Origin of the sequence: Pseudomonas sp. o96-267 (assembly GCF_003935465.1) — a bacterium.
In the GTDB taxonomy this organism is placed as follows: Bacteria; Pseudomonadota; Gammaproteobacteria; order Pseudomonadales; family Pseudomonadaceae; genus Aquipseudomonas; species Aquipseudomonas sediminis.
Genome location: NZ_RHQP01000001.1, coordinates 106,117 through 123,022 on the forward strand (window position 1 = coordinate 106,117; position 16,906 = coordinate 123,022).

At 63.1% G+C, this 16,906-nt stretch carries 8 protein-coding genes; 6 read left to right on the forward strand and 2 right to left on the reverse strand.

Features of this window, described 5'->3' with window-relative positions; all coding sequences use genetic code 11:
- Positions 1-150 precede the first annotated feature (150 nt).
- From EGJ86_RS00495 to EGJ86_RS00515, 5 genes are all read left to right on the forward strand, one after another.
- Complete coding sequence (locus EGJ86_RS00495; protein WP_125833537.1) at positions 151-933, forward strand: efflux RND transporter periplasmic adaptor subunit; 783 nt, start codon at positions 151-153, stop codon at positions 931-933.
- Positions 930-2,249, forward strand: coding sequence for an efflux RND transporter periplasmic adaptor subunit (locus EGJ86_RS00500; RefSeq protein ID WP_125833538.1), 1,320 nt, complete (start codon positions 930-932; stop codon positions 2,247-2,249). Before EGJ86_RS00495 ends, EGJ86_RS00500 begins: the two co-directional genes overlap by 4 nt.
- Positions 2,246-4,342: an efflux RND transporter periplasmic adaptor subunit gene (locus EGJ86_RS00505; protein WP_177432731.1), complete on the forward strand. Its 2,097-nt coding sequence runs from the start codon at positions 2,246-2,248 to the stop codon at positions 4,340-4,342. Before EGJ86_RS00500 ends, EGJ86_RS00505 begins: the two co-directional genes overlap by 4 nt.
- Positions 4,343-4,545: 203 nt before the next feature.
- Positions 4,546-11,982, forward strand: a complete 7,437-nt coding sequence (locus EGJ86_RS00510; protein ID WP_256672237.1) for an Ig-like domain-containing protein — start codon at positions 4,546-4,548, stop codon at positions 11,980-11,982.
- 58 nt (positions 11,983-12,040) lie between these two features.
- Positions 12,041-13,525 (forward strand): TolC family protein, encoded by a 1,485-nt coding sequence (locus EGJ86_RS00515; protein WP_125833541.1) that lies wholly within the window; start codon positions 12,041-12,043, stop codon positions 13,523-13,525.
- Positions 13,526-13,529: 4 nt separating this feature from the next.
- Here the strand turns inward: EGJ86_RS00515 and EGJ86_RS00520 are convergent, their stop codons facing one another.
- Both EGJ86_RS00520 and EGJ86_RS00525 read right to left on the reverse strand, forming a co-directional pair.
- A complete protein-coding gene (locus EGJ86_RS00520) occupies positions 13,530-14,636 on the reverse strand; it encodes an SO2930 family diheme c-type cytochrome (RefSeq protein WP_125833542.1) in 1,107 nt (368 codons plus the stop codon).
- Positions 14,637-14,638: 2 nt separating this feature from the next.
- Positions 14,639-15,880, reverse strand: coding sequence for a parallel beta-helix domain-containing protein (locus tag EGJ86_RS00525; protein ID WP_125833543.1), 1,242 nt, complete (start codon positions 15,878-15,880; stop codon positions 14,639-14,641).
- A gap of 178 nt (positions 15,881-16,058) precedes the next feature.
- On the opposite strand from EGJ86_RS00525, the gene EGJ86_RS00530 reads away from it, so the two are divergent.
- The gene (locus EGJ86_RS00530; RefSeq protein WP_125833544.1) at positions 16,059-16,787 is read left to right on the forward strand and encodes a bifunctional 2-polyprenyl-6-hydroxyphenol methylase/3-demethylubiquinol 3-O-methyltransferase UbiG; all 729 of its coding nucleotides are present in this window, start codon (positions 16,059-16,061) and stop codon (positions 16,785-16,787) included.
- Positions 16,788-16,906 lie beyond the last annotated feature (119 nt).

A 16,906-nucleotide genomic window follows, 5' to 3' on the forward strand; every position in this document is an offset into this window, starting at 1 on the left:
TCTAGGCGGGCATGAACCCCCACGCACCAGAAGCAGGCCTTGCGCGCACCAGAGTCGACATCATGCACCATAGCAATGCATCGTTACGGCCAATTTGCCATGATCGACTTCTACCGTAGACTGCGCTGACTCCATGCAAGGACGTATGCCATGCCGCGCCACAGCCCTCTCCCCTCCCTCTTTGGCCTGCTGATCTTTGCACTCAGCTCACTCGTACGGGCCGACGACCCGTTACTCGAGTCACTGGCGCCAGTCGCCACGCAAACCGGCGAGCGCCAGGTACGCGGCGTACTGCGGGCCCGCAATCAGGCCGTACTGTCCAGTGAACTGCCTGGCCGCATCATCGAAATGCCCTTCAGCGACGGCCAGGACTTCAACAAAGGCGACGTTCTGGTACGTTTCGACTGCAGCGCCTATCAAGCGCAACTCAATGCAGCGCAAGCAGCTACCCGCGCCACCCGCGAAGAACTGAACCACAAGAAACAGCTGGCGGCCCTCAACTCGGTTGGTCGCTTCGAAGTAGCTTTGGCCGAGGCCCGGCAGGCCCAGGCCCAGGCGGAAACCCAGGTATACCAGGTGCACGTGAAACGCTGCAGCGTCACCGCACCCTTCAATGGCCGTGTGGTTTTGCGCCGCGCCCAACCGCACGAAAGCGTGGCCAGCGGCACTCCGCTGCTGGATGTCGTGGATAACGGCACGCTGGAGATCTACCTACTGGTGCCATCCAACTGGCTTAGCCGCCTGCAGGCGGGCCAGACCTTCGATTTCACTCCCGATGAAACCGGCAAACCGCTCAAGGCCACGGTTAAACGCCTGGGCGCGCGTATCGACGAGGGCAGCCAGACCCTGCTGCTGATCGGCAGCCTGCCGGACGAGACCAAGGGGCTGCTCGCCGGCATGAGCGGTACTGCGCAACTCCAGGTGACTGAATGAACGCACCACTGCCCGGAACAGCCGAGCGAGTCTTCGCCCTTTTTCTCGGGCTTGAGCAGCAAGCCCGCAAGGCTAGCAATACCGAGCAATTGGCCTTCGCCATGGTCAATGATGGCCAGGCACTGTTCGGCTTCCGCCACGCTGCCCTATTGATCGCCGGCAAGGTGCAGGCGCTGACCGGCATCAGCGTGGTGGAAGCGCATGCGCCATTCGTTGCCTTCGTCGAGCGCGCTACCGCGACCTTGCTCAAGCAAGAACGTCTGGACGAGGGTCATAACGTCGACCCCACGCATCTGGACGAACAGGCGCGCGCCGATATGAACGACCTGTCCGCGGCACATGCCTACTGGCTTCCCCTGAAGAATCGCAGCGGCGAAACCTTCGGCGGTCTATGGCTGGCCCGCGACCTGCCCTTCAACGAGGCCGAGCAATCACTGCTCAGGCAACTGGCCGACACCTATGCTCACGCCTGGCTGGCGCTGCAACCGCACAAGCCCTGGCGCATGCGCTGGCCGCGCAAGAAGCTGCTGGCCGTCGCGGCGGCGCTCTCGCTCCTGCTGCTGATCCCGGTACGCCAGTCGGTACTGGCACCTGCCGAAGTCGTCCCGTTGGGCGGCCGGGTGGTCGCCGCCCCACTGGATGGCGTGATCGCCGAATTTCTGGTCAAGCCCAATCAAAGCGTCGCCGCCGGTGACCTGCTGGTGCGCTTCGAGGCCACCAGCCTCAAGGCTCAGGCCGATGTGGCCGAACGCGCCCTGGGCGTGGCCGAGGCCGAACTCAAGGCCAACAGCCAGCGCGCCTTCGCCGATGCAGAGTCCAGCGCCCGTCTCGACCTGCTGGCCGCGCGCGTCGAGCAGAAGCGCGCCGAACGCGACTATGCCAGGCAACTGCTGGCGCGCAGCGAGGTACGCGCCGAACGTGCGGGCATCGCCGTTTTCGCCGACGCCGAGCGCCTGACCGGCAAGCCTGTGCAAACCGGTGAGAGGCTGATGCAGATCGCCGACCCGAGCCAGGCCGAACTGCGCATCGAGTTGCCAGTGGGTGACGCCATCGCCCTGCAGCCGGGCGCCGAAGTCGCGCTGTTTCTCGACAGCGACCCACTCAATCGTCATGAAGCCCAGTTGGAGCGCTCCGCCTACGAAGCACAGACCACCGCAGCCGGACAATTGGCCTACCGCCTGGATGCGCGCTTCGTCGAGGCGCCACCACGCGTGGGCCTACGTGGCACCGCCAAGCTGTTTGGTGACCGTGCGCCACTGGCCTATTACCTGCTGCGCCGGCCTCTGGCCGCAGCCCGCCAGAGCCTGGGCTTCTGATGCTGCCTGCCCTTCGCCCCGATCTACAGCTATCGCCAGCGGCGCCTGGACTCGACGGCGCACCGCAATGGACGCTGGCCGATCCGCTACGTGGCCGCTACTTCAAGCTCGGAGCCGCCGCCGTGCGCCTGCTTCGCCACTGGACTCTGGGCGAGCCGCAACGTGTGCTGGCCGCAGCCAACGCCGAGCCTGGCCTGCCCCTAGGCGAGGCTGAACTTGAGGACATGCTGCGCTTTCTCGGCAGCCATGACCTGATCGCGGCGCTGGACGACAAGCAGCGCGCCAGCTACGCGATGAAGGCTGCCGCCCAGCGCCAAAGCCCGTGGAAGCGGGTACTGCATCAATACCTGTTCTTCCGCATTCCGCTGTGGCGGCCTGACCCCTTCCTCAATCGCGCCTGGCCCGTGCTCGAACGCCACGGCCCCTGGCTGCTGCGCTGGGGCCTGCCACTGGTCTTTGTACTGGGCTTGTTCCTGGTGATGCGCGATTGGCAGCGCTTCCTCGCCACCTTCCCCCATCTGTTCAGCCTCGGAGGCGCATTGGCGTTCGGCATCGCGCTGACCTTCGCCAAGCTCTGTCACGAGTTCGGCCACGCCTTCATGGCCAAGCGCGCCGGCTGCCGGGTACAGAGCATGGGATTGGCGTTCATGGTGTTGCTGCCGATGTTCTACACCGATGTCAGCGATGCCTGGCGCGTACAAGATCCCCGCTCCCGCCTGCTGATCGGTTCAGGCGGTGTGTTCGCCGAACTGCTGTTGGCGGTGCTGGCGCTGCTGGCCTGGTCGCTGCTGCCGGACGGCCCGGCGCGCACCGCTGCCTTCATGCTGGCCAGCGCCACCTGGATCACCACACTGGTGATCAACCTCAACCCCTTCATGCGCTTCGATGGTTATTTTCTGATCAGCGATCTCTGGGGTGTCGATAACCTGCAGAGCCGCGCCTTCGCCCTGTGTCGCTGGCGCCTGCGCGAAGCCCTGTTCGGCTATGGCGAACCGGCACCTGAACCCTGGTCGCCAAGCATGACCCGACGTCTGCTGATCTGGGGCTACGGCTCCTGGATATGGCGCGCAATCCTGTTCCTCGGCATTGCCCTGGCCGTCTATCACCTGTTCTTCAAGGTGCTCGGCATCTTCCTGATGGTGGTTGAACTGCTGTGGTTCATTGGCCTGCCCATCTGGCGCGAGCTGGGCGAATGGTGGCAACGCCGTGAACAGGCCGACTCACGCAAGGTGCTGATCACCGGCCTGAGCCTTGGCGCGCTGCTGCTGGTGCTGATCGTGCCCTGGCGCAGCTCGGTGGAAATCCCTGCGCTGCTCGAAGCCTCACGCACCAGCGCCCTGCACGCCCCGGTGGCCGCACGTTTGAAAGCCGTACATGTGCAAGACGGGCAGAACGTGGCGGCCGGTGACCTGTTGCTGGAACTGGATTCGCCCGACCTGGATTCGCGCCAGGCCATCGTCCGGCGCGAGACCGAAATTCTTCAGCTACAACTGCGCCGCCTGTCGGCACGCAGCGAAACGGCGGCCGATGCAGGCATCCTCGAACAACGCCTGGCCGAAGCCGTAGCCGAGTATCGCGGCCTGGCCGCCCAGCGTGAGCGCCTACAGCTGCGCGCACCGCAGGCCGGCGTGGTACGCGACCTGCAACGCGACCTGACTGCGGATCGCTGGCTGCACCCGGCCGAATCACTTGCCCGCATCGTCGAGCCAGGGCTACGCCTGCGCGGCTATCTGGCCGAAGAAAACCTCTGGCGGATCGAAACGGGCAGCGAAGGGCGCTTCATCACTGACGACCCGGCGCGTCCGGCAGTGAAAGTGCGCCTGGACGAAGTGGACGCCACCGGCGTCGCCTACCTGGAACTGGAAGCGCTCAGTTCGGATCACGGTGGCCCCATCGCCGTACGCCGTGACGCACAACGCCGCGCGGAACCGGTGCAAGCACAGTACGGTGTACGCCTGACGCTGCTGGATAGCGACATCCACCCCGATCATCCCCTGCGCGGCGTAGTGATACTGGACGGAGAGCGGCAGTCGCTACTCGGCGCTGCCTGGCGGCGGATCGCGGCGCTTGGTGTGCGCGAAAGTGGTTTTTAGTTATTGGTCGGAGCGCTCCGTAGGCGCCTATCTGGAGACCATTGACAGCTAGACTCGAAGCGATCCTAATCCGCCAGACTAAATAATGGCATGATGAAATCAAAGGGAGCTATTCCATGTTTTGGACTACTAAGAAAGAATCATCGCGTAGCTCCCCAATCGCAGCATCCAAAACACCGCTAGCCATTTCCCTTGAGCCACGCATGCTGTTCGACGGAGCCGTGGCTGCCACCGTAGCCGAAACAACGGCCGCCCCTAGTGCAGATTCACCGTCTGGACATGATGCCAATGTCACCCCCGATAATCTGGCCGCAGCCCCGTCCTCGGCAACTTCGGATCAGCGTCAAGAGGTCGTGTTCATCGACGCCAGCGTCAAAGACAAGCAGCAATTACTCGATAGCCTGGTCGCCGGTACGGAATTCGTAATCCTCGATGCGGATCGGGACGGCTTGGCGCAAATGGCCGAATACCTTGATGGTCGCTCCGGCATCGATGCCATACATTTCATCTCTCACGGTGGCGAGGCCAGCCTCCAGATCGGATCAACGCGCCTTGGTCTGGACAACATCGCCAATGCGCAGAGCAAACTTGCAGCTATCGGCAGCAGCCTGACGGAAAGCGGCGACTTCCTCATTTATGGTTGTGATACCAGCAAAGGCGAACAAGGTGCCGCCTTCGTAACGCAACTCGCCAACTTCACGGGTGCCGATATCGCCGCCTCTGATGACTGGACTGGCAATAGCAGTAAAGGCGGAGACTGGGTGCTGGAATCCAGCACGGGCGCGATTGAAGCCGAGACCTTATTTGCCGACGCCAGCTACAACGGCGTGCTGAATACGCTCAATGCGGGCGATATGGTCGTATTGGGTTGGAACTCATTCAACGACACTCTCACCTTTGCAACACTGGTCGATATCCCCGCCGGCACAGTCATCAAAATCACCGACAAAGGGTGGGATCAATCCACCAATGCCTTCACCACGGCCAGCACAGCCGATGGCGTGATTACTTGGACGACCAGCAGCAATATTGATGCAGGAGCTCTGTTCACTCTCTTCATCGGCGGATCTGATGGAGCGGAAACCCTGACCAATGTCACTAACAACGTCGATCTAAGCGCCGACATCTCCGTAACTGGCTTCACCACGACAGACCCTTGGGGGATCGCGGGGGATGGGATATTTATCTACCAGGATGCAGATAACAATCCATATTTCATTTTCGGGATGAACAACAGCTCGGGGACGGTGGATGCAAGCAACTGGAATACATCTGTTGGCGTAACCCTGCGCGACTCCATGTTACCTAACGGCGCCGGCAGCCAAAATGCACTGACCAACGGCGCCAACGCCATCGGCCTACCCGGCGGCGCCAGCCAGCAGGACAACGTGCAGTACATTGGCCCAACCTCTGCGGCCGATCGTGCGACCTGGCTGGCGCGGATAACCAACCTGGCCAACTGGAGCGGTGACTCGACCGGAACCACGGTCACCAGCGTCGGCACCAGCAGTGGTAGCGAGGTCAATATCGCCCCGCCCAATAGCGCCCCGGTCATCGGCAACCTCAACGGCGATTCCACGACCTTCACCGAGGGTGGTAGTGCCGTATGGCTCGACGCTGGCAGCAACGCCACCGTCACCGATGCCGACTCCGCCAACTTCGATGGCGGCAACGTGACCGTAGCCATCACCGCAAACGGCACAGCTGGCGAGGATGTACTGGCGATCCGCAATGAGGGTACAGGGGCAGGCCAGATCAGTGTATCGGGCAGTACCGTAAGCTACGGCGGCACCGCCATCGGCACCATCACTTCCGCCGGCATGGGCGGCGCCAACCTGGTCGTCACTCTCAACGCCAGTGCCAACGCCGCTGCCGTCCAGGCATTGATTCGCAACCTGACCTACGCCAACGGCAATGACGCCGCCCCGAGCACCGCTGCACGCACCGTCAGCATCACCGTCAACGATGGAGATGGCGGCACCAGCACGGCGGCACAGGTCACCGTGAACGTGATTGGCGTCAACGACGCCCCGACCATCACCGCCACAGGCAACAACCCCACCTACACCGAAAATGGCAGTGCGGTTGATCTGTTCAACAGTGTCAGCATAAACACCATCGAAACCGGCCAGAGCATCACCGGCATGACCCTGAGCGTCACCAACCTGGCCGATGGCAGTGATGAGCTCCTGCTCGTCGATGGCACCAGCATCGCCTTGCTCAACGGCAACAGCGGCACGACGGCAAGCAATGGCATCAGCTACTCGGTCAGCGTCTTCAGCGGTACGGCAACCATCACCCTGAGCAGTGCCGGAGGCATCAGCGCGACAACAGCGCAAACCGTGGTCGATGGCATGGCCTACCGCAATAGCAGCGACGCCCCGAGCACCGCAACGCGTGTCATCACCCTCACCAGCATCACCGACAACGGCGGCACGGCCAACGGCGGCGTCGACACGACTGCAACCTCAATCTCCACCTCGGTATCCGTGGTTGCCGTCAACGATGCGCCAATCGTTACCTCCAGCGGTGGTGCCAGCACGTTCACCGAGGGCGGCAGCGGCACGGTGATCGATCCCGGGCTGACCCTGAGCGACCCGGACAACGCCACCCTGCTGAGGGCCACGGTGTCCATCAACGGCAACTTCCAGCCTGGTGACGTGCTGAGTTTCAGCAACGATGGCAGCAGCATGGGCAACATTACCGCCGAGTACGACAGCGGTACCGGCGTGCTGATGCTGACCTCGTCAGGTGCTACCGCCACGCTGGCCCAGTGGCAGGCGGCCCTGCGTTCGGTGACGTACAGCAATGGCAGCGATACGCCCAGCACCGCCAATCGCACGATCGGCTTCGTCGCCAGCGATGGCCAGAACATCAGCGCGACCGCCACCAGGATCGTCAGCGTGACAGCCGTCAATGATGCTCCGGAGATCGATGCCCCTGCGAGCATTGCCGTCACCGAAGACGTGCCCAGCGCCATTACCGGGATCAGCTTCAGCGATGTCGACGCGGGTAGCTCCGACGTCACCGTCACCCTGACGATCGGCTCCGGGAGCCTTTCCGCAATCGGCACCGGCAGCGTCACTGTTGGAGGCACTGCCTCGGCGCTGACCCTGACCGGCAGCATTACCAACATCAACAGCTATATCGCCGCCGGCAACCTCCGCTTCACCACCGCAGCCAATGCCACCGCCGATGTAACCCTGATGGTGAACATCAACGACGGCGGCAATAGCGGCGATGGCGGCGCGCAGAGCGCCAACGAAACCATCACGCTGCAGGTCACTGCGGTCAACGACGCACCGACGATCGTGGCGCCAGGCACCATCGTCGTCACCGAGGATGTTCCCGGTGCGTTGACCGGTATCTCGTTCGCCGATGTCGATGCGGGCAGCAGCAATGTGACGGTGACCTTCTCGGTACCCAGCGGCACTCTGAGTGCCACCAGCGCTGGCAGTGTCACCGTTAGCGGAACCGCCAGCGCCCTGACCCTGAACGGCAGCCTTGCCGACATCAATGCCTTCATCGCGGCATCCGGGGTCAGCTTCACCACCGCCAGCAACGCTACTGCCAACGTTACCCTGACAGTCAGTATCGACGACGGCGGCAACACCGGCAGCGGCGGCGCACAGACCGATACCACCAACGTGACGCTCACGGTCACTGCCGTGAACGACGCGCCAGTCAACTCGGTACCCACGGCACAGAGCGTCGATCAGGACGCCAACCTGGTCTTCAACAGCGGCAATGGCAACCTGATCAGCATCAGCGACGTGGACGCCGGCTCCAATATGGTCGAAGTCACCCTGAGCGCCACCAATGGTCTGCTCAGCCTGAGCGATATCACCGGCCTGTCATTCAGTACAGGCGACGGCACAGGCGATGCCAGCATGACCTTTACCGGCAGCCTCTCCGCGATCAACAACGCCCTGGATGGCCTGGTATTCACACCGACAGGCGGATACAACGGCCCGGCCAGCATCACCATTGTGACCAACGATCAGGGTTGGAGTGGCAGCGGCGGCGCGCAGACCGACACCGACACCGTCAGCATCACGGTCAACAGTCTCAACCCACGTATTACCGATGTCAGCGCCGGCACGGCAGACGGCATCTACAAAGTGGGTGATACCATCACCATCACCGCCACCTTCAGTGAGGCCGTTACAGTCGACACGACAGGGGGCATCCCCACGCTGCTGTTGGAGACCGGCAGTGTCGACCGCCTCGCTACCTATATTTCCGGCTCCGGCGGCAATACGTTGACCTTCAGTTATGTGGTACAGGCCGGAGATCTCAGCGTGGACCTGGATTACCAGTCCACGGCAGCCTTGAACCTCAATGGATCAACTATCCGTGGCGCGACGGCCAACGATGCCATTCTCACCCTGGCAGCCCCCGGCGCGGCGGGCTCCCTAGGCGCCAACAAGGCCCTGGTGGTCGACGGTGTGCGTCCGACAGCCACCAGCATCACCCTGAGTGACACGGCTCTGCGCATCGGCGAAACCGCCACCGTCACCATCACCTTCGCAGAGAGAGTGGTTGGGCTCGATACGGCGGACTTCACGGTCGCTGGCGGTATGCTCACAGGCCTGAGCAGTGCCGACGGCGGTCTCACCTGGACCGCCACCTTTACTCCGGATAGCAACCTCTCCGACGCCACCAACGTCATCACCCTGGACAACACCGGCGTCATGGATCTGGCGGGTAACATCGGCAGTGGCTCCACCGACTCGGTCAACTACGCCATTGACACCCAGCGCCCGACAGCCAGCATCGTGGTCACCGATACCGCGCTCAGGGCTGGGCAGAGCACCACCGTCACCATCACCTTCAGCGAAGCGGTAGTAGGGCTGACCACGGCGGACTTCATCGTCGCCAACGCTACGCTGAGCAACCTGACTACTTCGGACAACATCACCTGGACGGCGACCCTGACACCAGGCGCCAACGTCACCGATGCGACCAACCTGATAACCCTGGACAACTTCGGCTACACCGACATTGCCGGCAACCCCGGAGGCGCCCCCACCGACTCCAACAACTACGCCATCGATACCCAGCGCCCAACGGCCATATCCGTGCTGGTTACCGATACGACGCTGAAAGCCGGCCAAAGCACCACCGTCACCATCACCTTCAGTGAGACGGTGACCGGGCTGGACACAGGAGACTTCAGCGTAGCCAACGGTACGCTTAGCAACCTCAGCAGCAGCGATGGCGGCCTGACCTGGACGGCGACCCTAACGCCTGACGCCGACGTCACCGACGCTACCAACCTGATCACTCTGGACAACACCGGTTACACCGATGCCGCCGGCAATACCGGCACCGGCACCACCGACTCCAACAACTATGCACTCGATACCCTGGCACCGACGGTCACCTCGGTTTCGGTCCCCACCAACGGCACCTACGTCGCCGGCCAGGACCTGGACTTCACCGTCAACTTCGATGACACCGTCACCGTCGATACCACTGGCGGTACGCCGCGCCTTGCCATCACCCTCGACACCGGCACCGTCTACGCCAACTACCTCTCAGGTTCCGGTACCAACGCACTGGTGTTCCGTCTCACGGTCACCAGCGGCCAGGAGGACAGCAACGGCATTGCCATCGGTACCCTCCAGGCCAACGGCGGCAGCCTCCGCGACGCATCCGGCAACAATGCCACCGCCACCCTCAACAACGTCGACGCCACCACAGGCGTGCTGGTCGATTCCGCCGCCCCTACGGTCGTCAGTGTCACCGTCCCGCCCGCCGGCGCCTACGCCGCGGGCAGCGTGCTGACCTTCACCGTCAACCTCAGCGAAGGCGTCACGGTGGACACCTCCGGCGGTACGCCACGGCTGCTGCTCGACCTCGGTGGCCACAGCGTTCATGCCGACTACGTCTCCGGCAGCGGCAGCAGTATCCTGGTGTTCAGCTACACCGTGCAGGCGGGCGATACAGACAGCGACGGCATCACCGTCAGCGCCCTCACCAGCAACGGCAGTACGCTGCAGGATGCAGCCGGCAACGCGATGGACCTCAACCTGGTCGGCATCGGTAACACAGGCGGCGTGCTGATCGACACGACGGCTCCTGTCGCCACCGGCATCACCCGCATCGACGCCTCGCCCACCGGCGCCAGCTCGGTCAGCTACACCGTGACCTTCAGCGAGAGCGTCAGCGGCGTCGATGCCAGCGACTTCAGCCTGCTCTTCACTGGCTCGGCAAGTGGCAGCATCGCCTCGGTCACTACCCTGAACGGCCAGATCTACGTGGTGGTAGTCAACGGCATCACCGGCAACGGCACCCTCGGACTCAACCTCCGGAATGGCGGCACCGGCATCGCCGACAATGCCGGCAACACCCTCGGCGGTGGTCTGACCGGCCCGGCCTATGCCATCGACCGCACCCTGCCGGCCGTCAGCTCGGTATCGGTGCCGGCCAACGGCACCTATATCGCCGGACAGAACCTCGATTTCACCGTCAACTTCAGCGAGAGCGTGATCGTCGACGTCAGCGGCGGCACGCCGCGCATCGCCGTCACCCTGGATACCGGCGGCATCGCCTACGCCAATTACGTCGCCGGCTCCGGCAGCAGCGCCCTGACCTTCCGCCTCACCATCGCCGCGGGCCAGTTCGACGGCAACGGCATCGACATAGGCGGCAGCATCCAGCTGAACGGCGCCACCCTCAGGGGCAGCTCGGGCAACGATGTAGCCACTACCCTCGCTGGCGTCGGCGGTACCGCCGGGGTGAGGGTCGATGCCCAGGACCCGACTGCCGCCATCGCCCTGACCGGCACCTCGCCAACCTCGACCAACACCCTGGAGTTCCGGGTGACCTTCGACGAGAACGTCAGCGGCGTGGACATCGGCGACTTCGGCCTGCTCACTGGCGGCACGGTCAAGGGCACGCTGCAGTCCGTGGTACAGCTCGATGCCCGTACCTACCAAGTGGTGGTTACCGGCGTGTCCGGCAACGGCTCGCTGCAGCTGGCCCTGAACGCCCCCGGCAGCGGCATCGTCGACGCAGTCGGTAACCACCTCGGCGGCAGCGTGGTCAGCAGCGGCTACGAGATCCAGCAGGCCAAGCCGGAACCCGAGCCACGTCCGCAACCCGAAGGCGATCCCGAGTTCCGCGTCGATCCGCCGGTCTCCCTCCCGGACCTGTCCACCCCGCTGTCCCAGCTCGCAGTGCCCAGCGCGCAGACGCCCTCCTTCACCTCGCCCCTGCTGCCGCCGCCACTGTTCGAGGCGCTGACGCCGGGTGGCGGCCTGCCGCCGCTGGGCAATATCTTCATCAACCGCAACGCCCTCGCCCCCAGCTACATCGCCCAAGTCTTCGCCAGCAGCGACAGCGGTTCCGGCAATGGCAACGGCATTGGCTTCCTCGGCTTTGGCGGCGGTGATGGCGGAGTGTTCGGCACCAGCAGTTTCTCAAGCATGTTCAGCAAGGAGGTCCCACTGGAATCGGGTGAGATCCAGTTGCGCTGGGGAGGCTCGCCCAGCAATGCCGTGGGCGGGGGAGAAACTCTCGGGGCCCCGACGCTGGGTCAGCAACTGCACGAGATAGGGGAAAGCGAACAGCGCCAGATAAGAGATCTGGCTTGGGCATTCGGACAGATTTCCTTGCAGGCTCCAAATGCGTAATCGACACACACAACAGACAAAAAATAGAAAAAGTGCCGTACCAGGGGGCGGCCCAAGGATGAGCAGAGCAACGAAGTTTTTCAGCATCAGCTTGTTGGCGCTGGCAGTTACCGGTTGTGCCGTGACCAGTCAACCCATCGACCGCAGCGTCAGTGAGCAACGCGCTCAGCAGGATCTGGCGGTCATGTTCAAGGACCAGGAGCCGCTCAGCGCTCCGCTGACCCTGCACGAGGCTATGGCCCGCGCAGTGAAGTACAACCTCGAGGCGCGCCTGAAGGTCATGGAAGAAGCCATGGCCCAGCGCCAGGTCGACCTGGCCACCTTCGACATGCTGCCGCGTATGGCGCTGTCCGCTGGCTATGCCGGGCGCAACAACGTCAGCGCTTCCAGCAGCCAGAGCGTCAATACCGGCACCCAGTCGCTGGAACCTTCCACTTCGCAGGATCGCGACCGTGGCGTGGCCGACCTGACCATGGTGTGGAACGTGCTCGACTTCGGCGTCAGCTACGTCAGCGCCAAGCAACAGGGCGACCAGCGTCTGATCGTGCAGGAGCGCCGGCGCAAGGTGGTGCATACCATCATCCAGGACGTGCGTTCTGCCTACTGGCGTGCCGTGGCGGCGGATCGTCTGCTGACCCAGATCGACAGCCTGATGGCGCGCGTCGCCCAGGCCCGCGACAACAGCCAGCGCCTGAGCGAACAGCGTATCGGCGATCCCATTCAGGCCCTGAGCTACCAGCGCGCGCTGATCGAAGCCACTCGTCAGCTGGAAGAGCAACGCCGCGCCCTGTCGCTGGCCAAGACCGAGCTGGCTACCCTGATCAACCTGCCACTGGGAACTCAGGTCGAACTGGCGCCTGACGCCGGTTATCAGATGCCGGAACTCAAGGTGGCGCTGGACACGCTGGAGCAAGAAGCCTTGGCCAGCCGTCCCGAACTGCGCGAGCAGGATTACCAGGCGCGCATCAGCGCCGCAGAAACACGCAAAGCCATGCTCCGTCTGCTGCCAGGCCTGGAGTTTTCCGCCGGTGGCCACTACGACAGCAACTCGTTCCTGGTGAACCAGAGCTGGGCCGACTACGGCGTGAAAGTCACCTGGAACCTGTTCAACGTGCTCTCCGCACCAACTGCCATCGATGTTGCCAAGGCCGGCCAGGAGGTCGTCGATGCGCGGCGCCAGGCCATGTCGATGGCTATCCTCGCCCAACTGCACGTCGCCAACGCCAACTTCCGCGAGGCTCAGCGCCAGTTCCAGACCAGCCAGCAACTGGCCGGCCTGGACGGGCAGATCGTCGAGCAACTGCGTAATCGCTACCAGGCACAGGGCATTGGCGAACTGGAACTGATCCAGGGCGAGCTGAACACGCTGCAGGCGGATCTGCGCCGCGACCTGGCCTACGCCGAGCTGCGTAACAGCTATGGCCAGCTATTCGCCAGCGTCGGTCTCGACCCGCTGCCGGAGAGCGTCGCCTCCGACAGCGTTGCGGACATCGCCGCCGCGCTCTCCAGTCGCGAAGCGCAGTGGCAGGCAGGTCAGCTCTAGTCTGTCAGCACTCGCCATCGAGACTGGCGATCCACCGGTCGATCACCTCCAGCCCTTCGCGGTGGGAGGTGGAGCGGCCCAGCTCGGGCATCATGATGCTGGGATCGGTGCTGTGCAGGCGGAAGCTCAGCACTGACTTTTCCGGCGCACCGGGATGGATGTCCACCAGGCGATCACCGGAGCCCTTGCCCGCAGCCACTGGCTGCTTGCAAAGGCCATAGGCGATGCTCAGCGGCGTAGCCGGATCGAGATACAAACCTGAGGTACGCCCCGGCCCTTCAGGGTTATGGCAGTGCGAGCAGTTGGCATCCAGATAACTGCGTGCCTGATGCTCCAGGCTCTCCCCTTCGCGCGGCGCGTTCCACAGGGCATTACGTGGAACGCTGGCCATGTCGGCCGGCATACCTTGCAGGAAGCCGATGTTCTGCCAGTGCAACAACTGGTTGGCCACGCCCTCGGCGTAGGCGAAATCCTTGTTCAGATGACGCGCCTTCGGCCCCAGAGGTTGTACGCCCTTGTCCGCCTGCTCCTCGTGACAGCCCGCACACTGGTTGGCATCGGGCACCTGATAGTCGACCGCCAGCACCTTGCCAGTTTCATCATGCAGTTGCAGATCGAAGCTGGCGCCTGCCCAGTCCAGCGTGGCCTCGCGTTGCGCCTCGTCCCAGATGTAAGGAAGGGCGACCCAGCCCTGTTCCTGACGTAGCAGGATGCGCGTCTCGATCAGCTGTACCCGCTTCAGTTCCACCGCCTCGGCATCGTGCTGCTCGCTGCGCTGCAACCGGCCCTGGGTATCGATCGGGTAGTAGAAGGTTTTGCTCAGCACGGTGCCAACGGGGTAATCGAAACGTGCTTCGGCATAGCGAGCATGGCTCCCTTCGGGCAGCCAGATCGTACGCAGCTTGTGCGCATAATCGGTGAACAGTGGCGTATTCAGATCGTAGGGCTGTACACCTTCGACTGGCTGCAACTGGCCGTCACGCTGTTGCAGCACACCCCAGGCGCTGAGCTTGTGCGGATAGTCTTCACTGCTGGGCAGATACAGGGGTGTACGCGCTTGCTCACAGGCGCCGAGCAGCAAGGCGGCAATCAACAGCCAGGCGCACTTCATGCTTACTTACCTGCCTCGGCCAGGGCTGCGCGCAGCTCGACGGCAGGAAGACGAGGCAGCTCGCAGCGGTGCGGCGTTATGTCAGTACTGATGTTCTTGTAGCCGCCGGGGCCGTCGACGTTGACGATACCGGCATCGCCATTGTCGATGCAGATGGCCAACTCAGCCGGCAGCTTGCCATCGACCAATTTTTCGGGGTTCACGTAACCATCCCAGAGGATGTCCGGCAGGCGGCCATTGAGACCGAACTTGGCCAGCCTCAGCGCTTTCAGCTCGAGGTTATCGGGGCTGTCGCCACCAGGTCCGAAGCGGTTGCCATGGATATGAATGGCCTCCGGGTAGGGATCGAAGTCCGCCTCGGTGGAGAGGTCGGTGTAGCCGGTGCTGAAGTAGCTGCTGACGATGACGTTGGCGGTGCGGTGGTCGCCAATATCGTTATCGAAGATCTCTACTTTGTCGTTGGAGTTGACCAGTACGCCAGAGCCCGCCGGCACACTGGCGACCGGCGTGCCCTTGTGGCCGAAGTTCTTGTGGTTGTTGCCCTCGACCTTGTTGCGGTAGACCCGTGTGGTATGACCTGGCTGCGGCAGATTGGGCATGTTGAACACCAGAATGCCGCCGGTGTTGCCGGTGGCGACGTTGTCGTAAACGTCGGCACCGATGGTGTTCTCGATTTCGATACCGGCGACGTTGCGCTCGGCACGGCTGTTACGCACCACCACGTTGCGCGACTGGCCCACATAGATGCCAGCATCCGAGGCTGCGATGGCCACCACGCCGTCGATCAGCACGTTCTCGGTCTGCACCGGGTAGATGCCATAGGCACCATTCTCGGTAGCCGGGCCATTCGTCCATTCGGTGCGTACGCGGCGGATGATGATGTTCTGACCGCCCACGACCTTGAGCGCATCACCCTTGGTGTCCTCCAGCGCCAGATCCTCGATGGTGAAGTCGGAGGCGTCCACCAGCAGCCCTTCGGCCCCCGACTTCTGCCCTTTGAAGTTGAGGATGGTCTGATCCATGCCGGCGCCGCGCAACGTCACACCACTGACCTTGAGACTCAGGCTACGGTCAAGCTGCCAGGTGCCCGCAGGGATCTCGATCACCTCATCCGGCTTGGCCTTGATCAGCTGCGTCTGCAGTTGCTTCTGAAAGTCGAGACTGGCCGCGGGCGGCGCTTCGCTCTCCCCACATGCTGCCAACAACAGGGACAGAGCGATAACAGAGGGAGCAGCAAGGCGCATGGTAGGACTCCGATGTTGTTTTTATATTCTGGAACTATAGTGCCAATATAAAAACAAACCAAGCCCGCCATGCATCACAAGCCGAGCCATGAAACCTGGCGAGACGCTTGCAGCCCTCACCGGGAAACAACAGACTACGTCGGCCATCTCTACCCCCACAGCCCAAGGACAGGCCGCCATGCACACCCTCGAACGCATCTATCCGTTGAAGATGGATGAGCGCCTGGCCGCCGACCAGGCCACTCTCTACCTGCACATGCAGCGCTATGAATTCGCCAGCGACTCGCTGGCAGGCTCGCGCGTGCTCGACATGGCGTGTGGCTGTGGTTACGGCAGTGCATTGCTGGCCGAACGGCATCCGGACAAGCAGATCACCGGTATCGACATCGATCCCGAAGCCATTGCCTACGCGCAGGCGAATTATCAACGCCCCAACCTGCGCTACCAATGCGCCAACGCCGAAACCTTCGCCGACAGCGCAGGCTTCGACAGTATTGTCAGCCTGGAGACCATCGAGCACCTGCCGGACCCGGTGCGCCTGGTAGAAAACCTCTCACGACTGCTGGCCCAAGGTGGTCGCATCATTGCCTCGGTGCCGACCACGCCAACGCTCGACGGCAACCCGCATCACCTGCATGACTTCAGCCCGACCAGCTTCACGCGCCTGTTCAGCCGCCATGGGCTGCGTCCGCATGAGCATTTCGAGCAGATCCAGCGCTGGGAGTTTTCCGGGCTATTCAAGAAGTCGGAGAAAAAGGAGGCGCGCCAGCATCGCTCGGAAGGCGTCGGCAATGCCGTACTGGCGTATTACCGCAGCCATCCGTTTTATCTGTTCAGGCGCTTGTGGTCGATCCTGCGCTACGGCCCGAGCAACCGCTACCTGACCTGCCGTTTCAGCAGGGACTGAGGCAAGCCGCACCTCACACGACAATGGCGGGCTGAAGCCCACCCTACGAGGCGCTGGCTAGGGCTTCTGCAACGAAAACGCCAGCGTAATGCTGGCGTTTTCGTGAGCGCTACGATGAT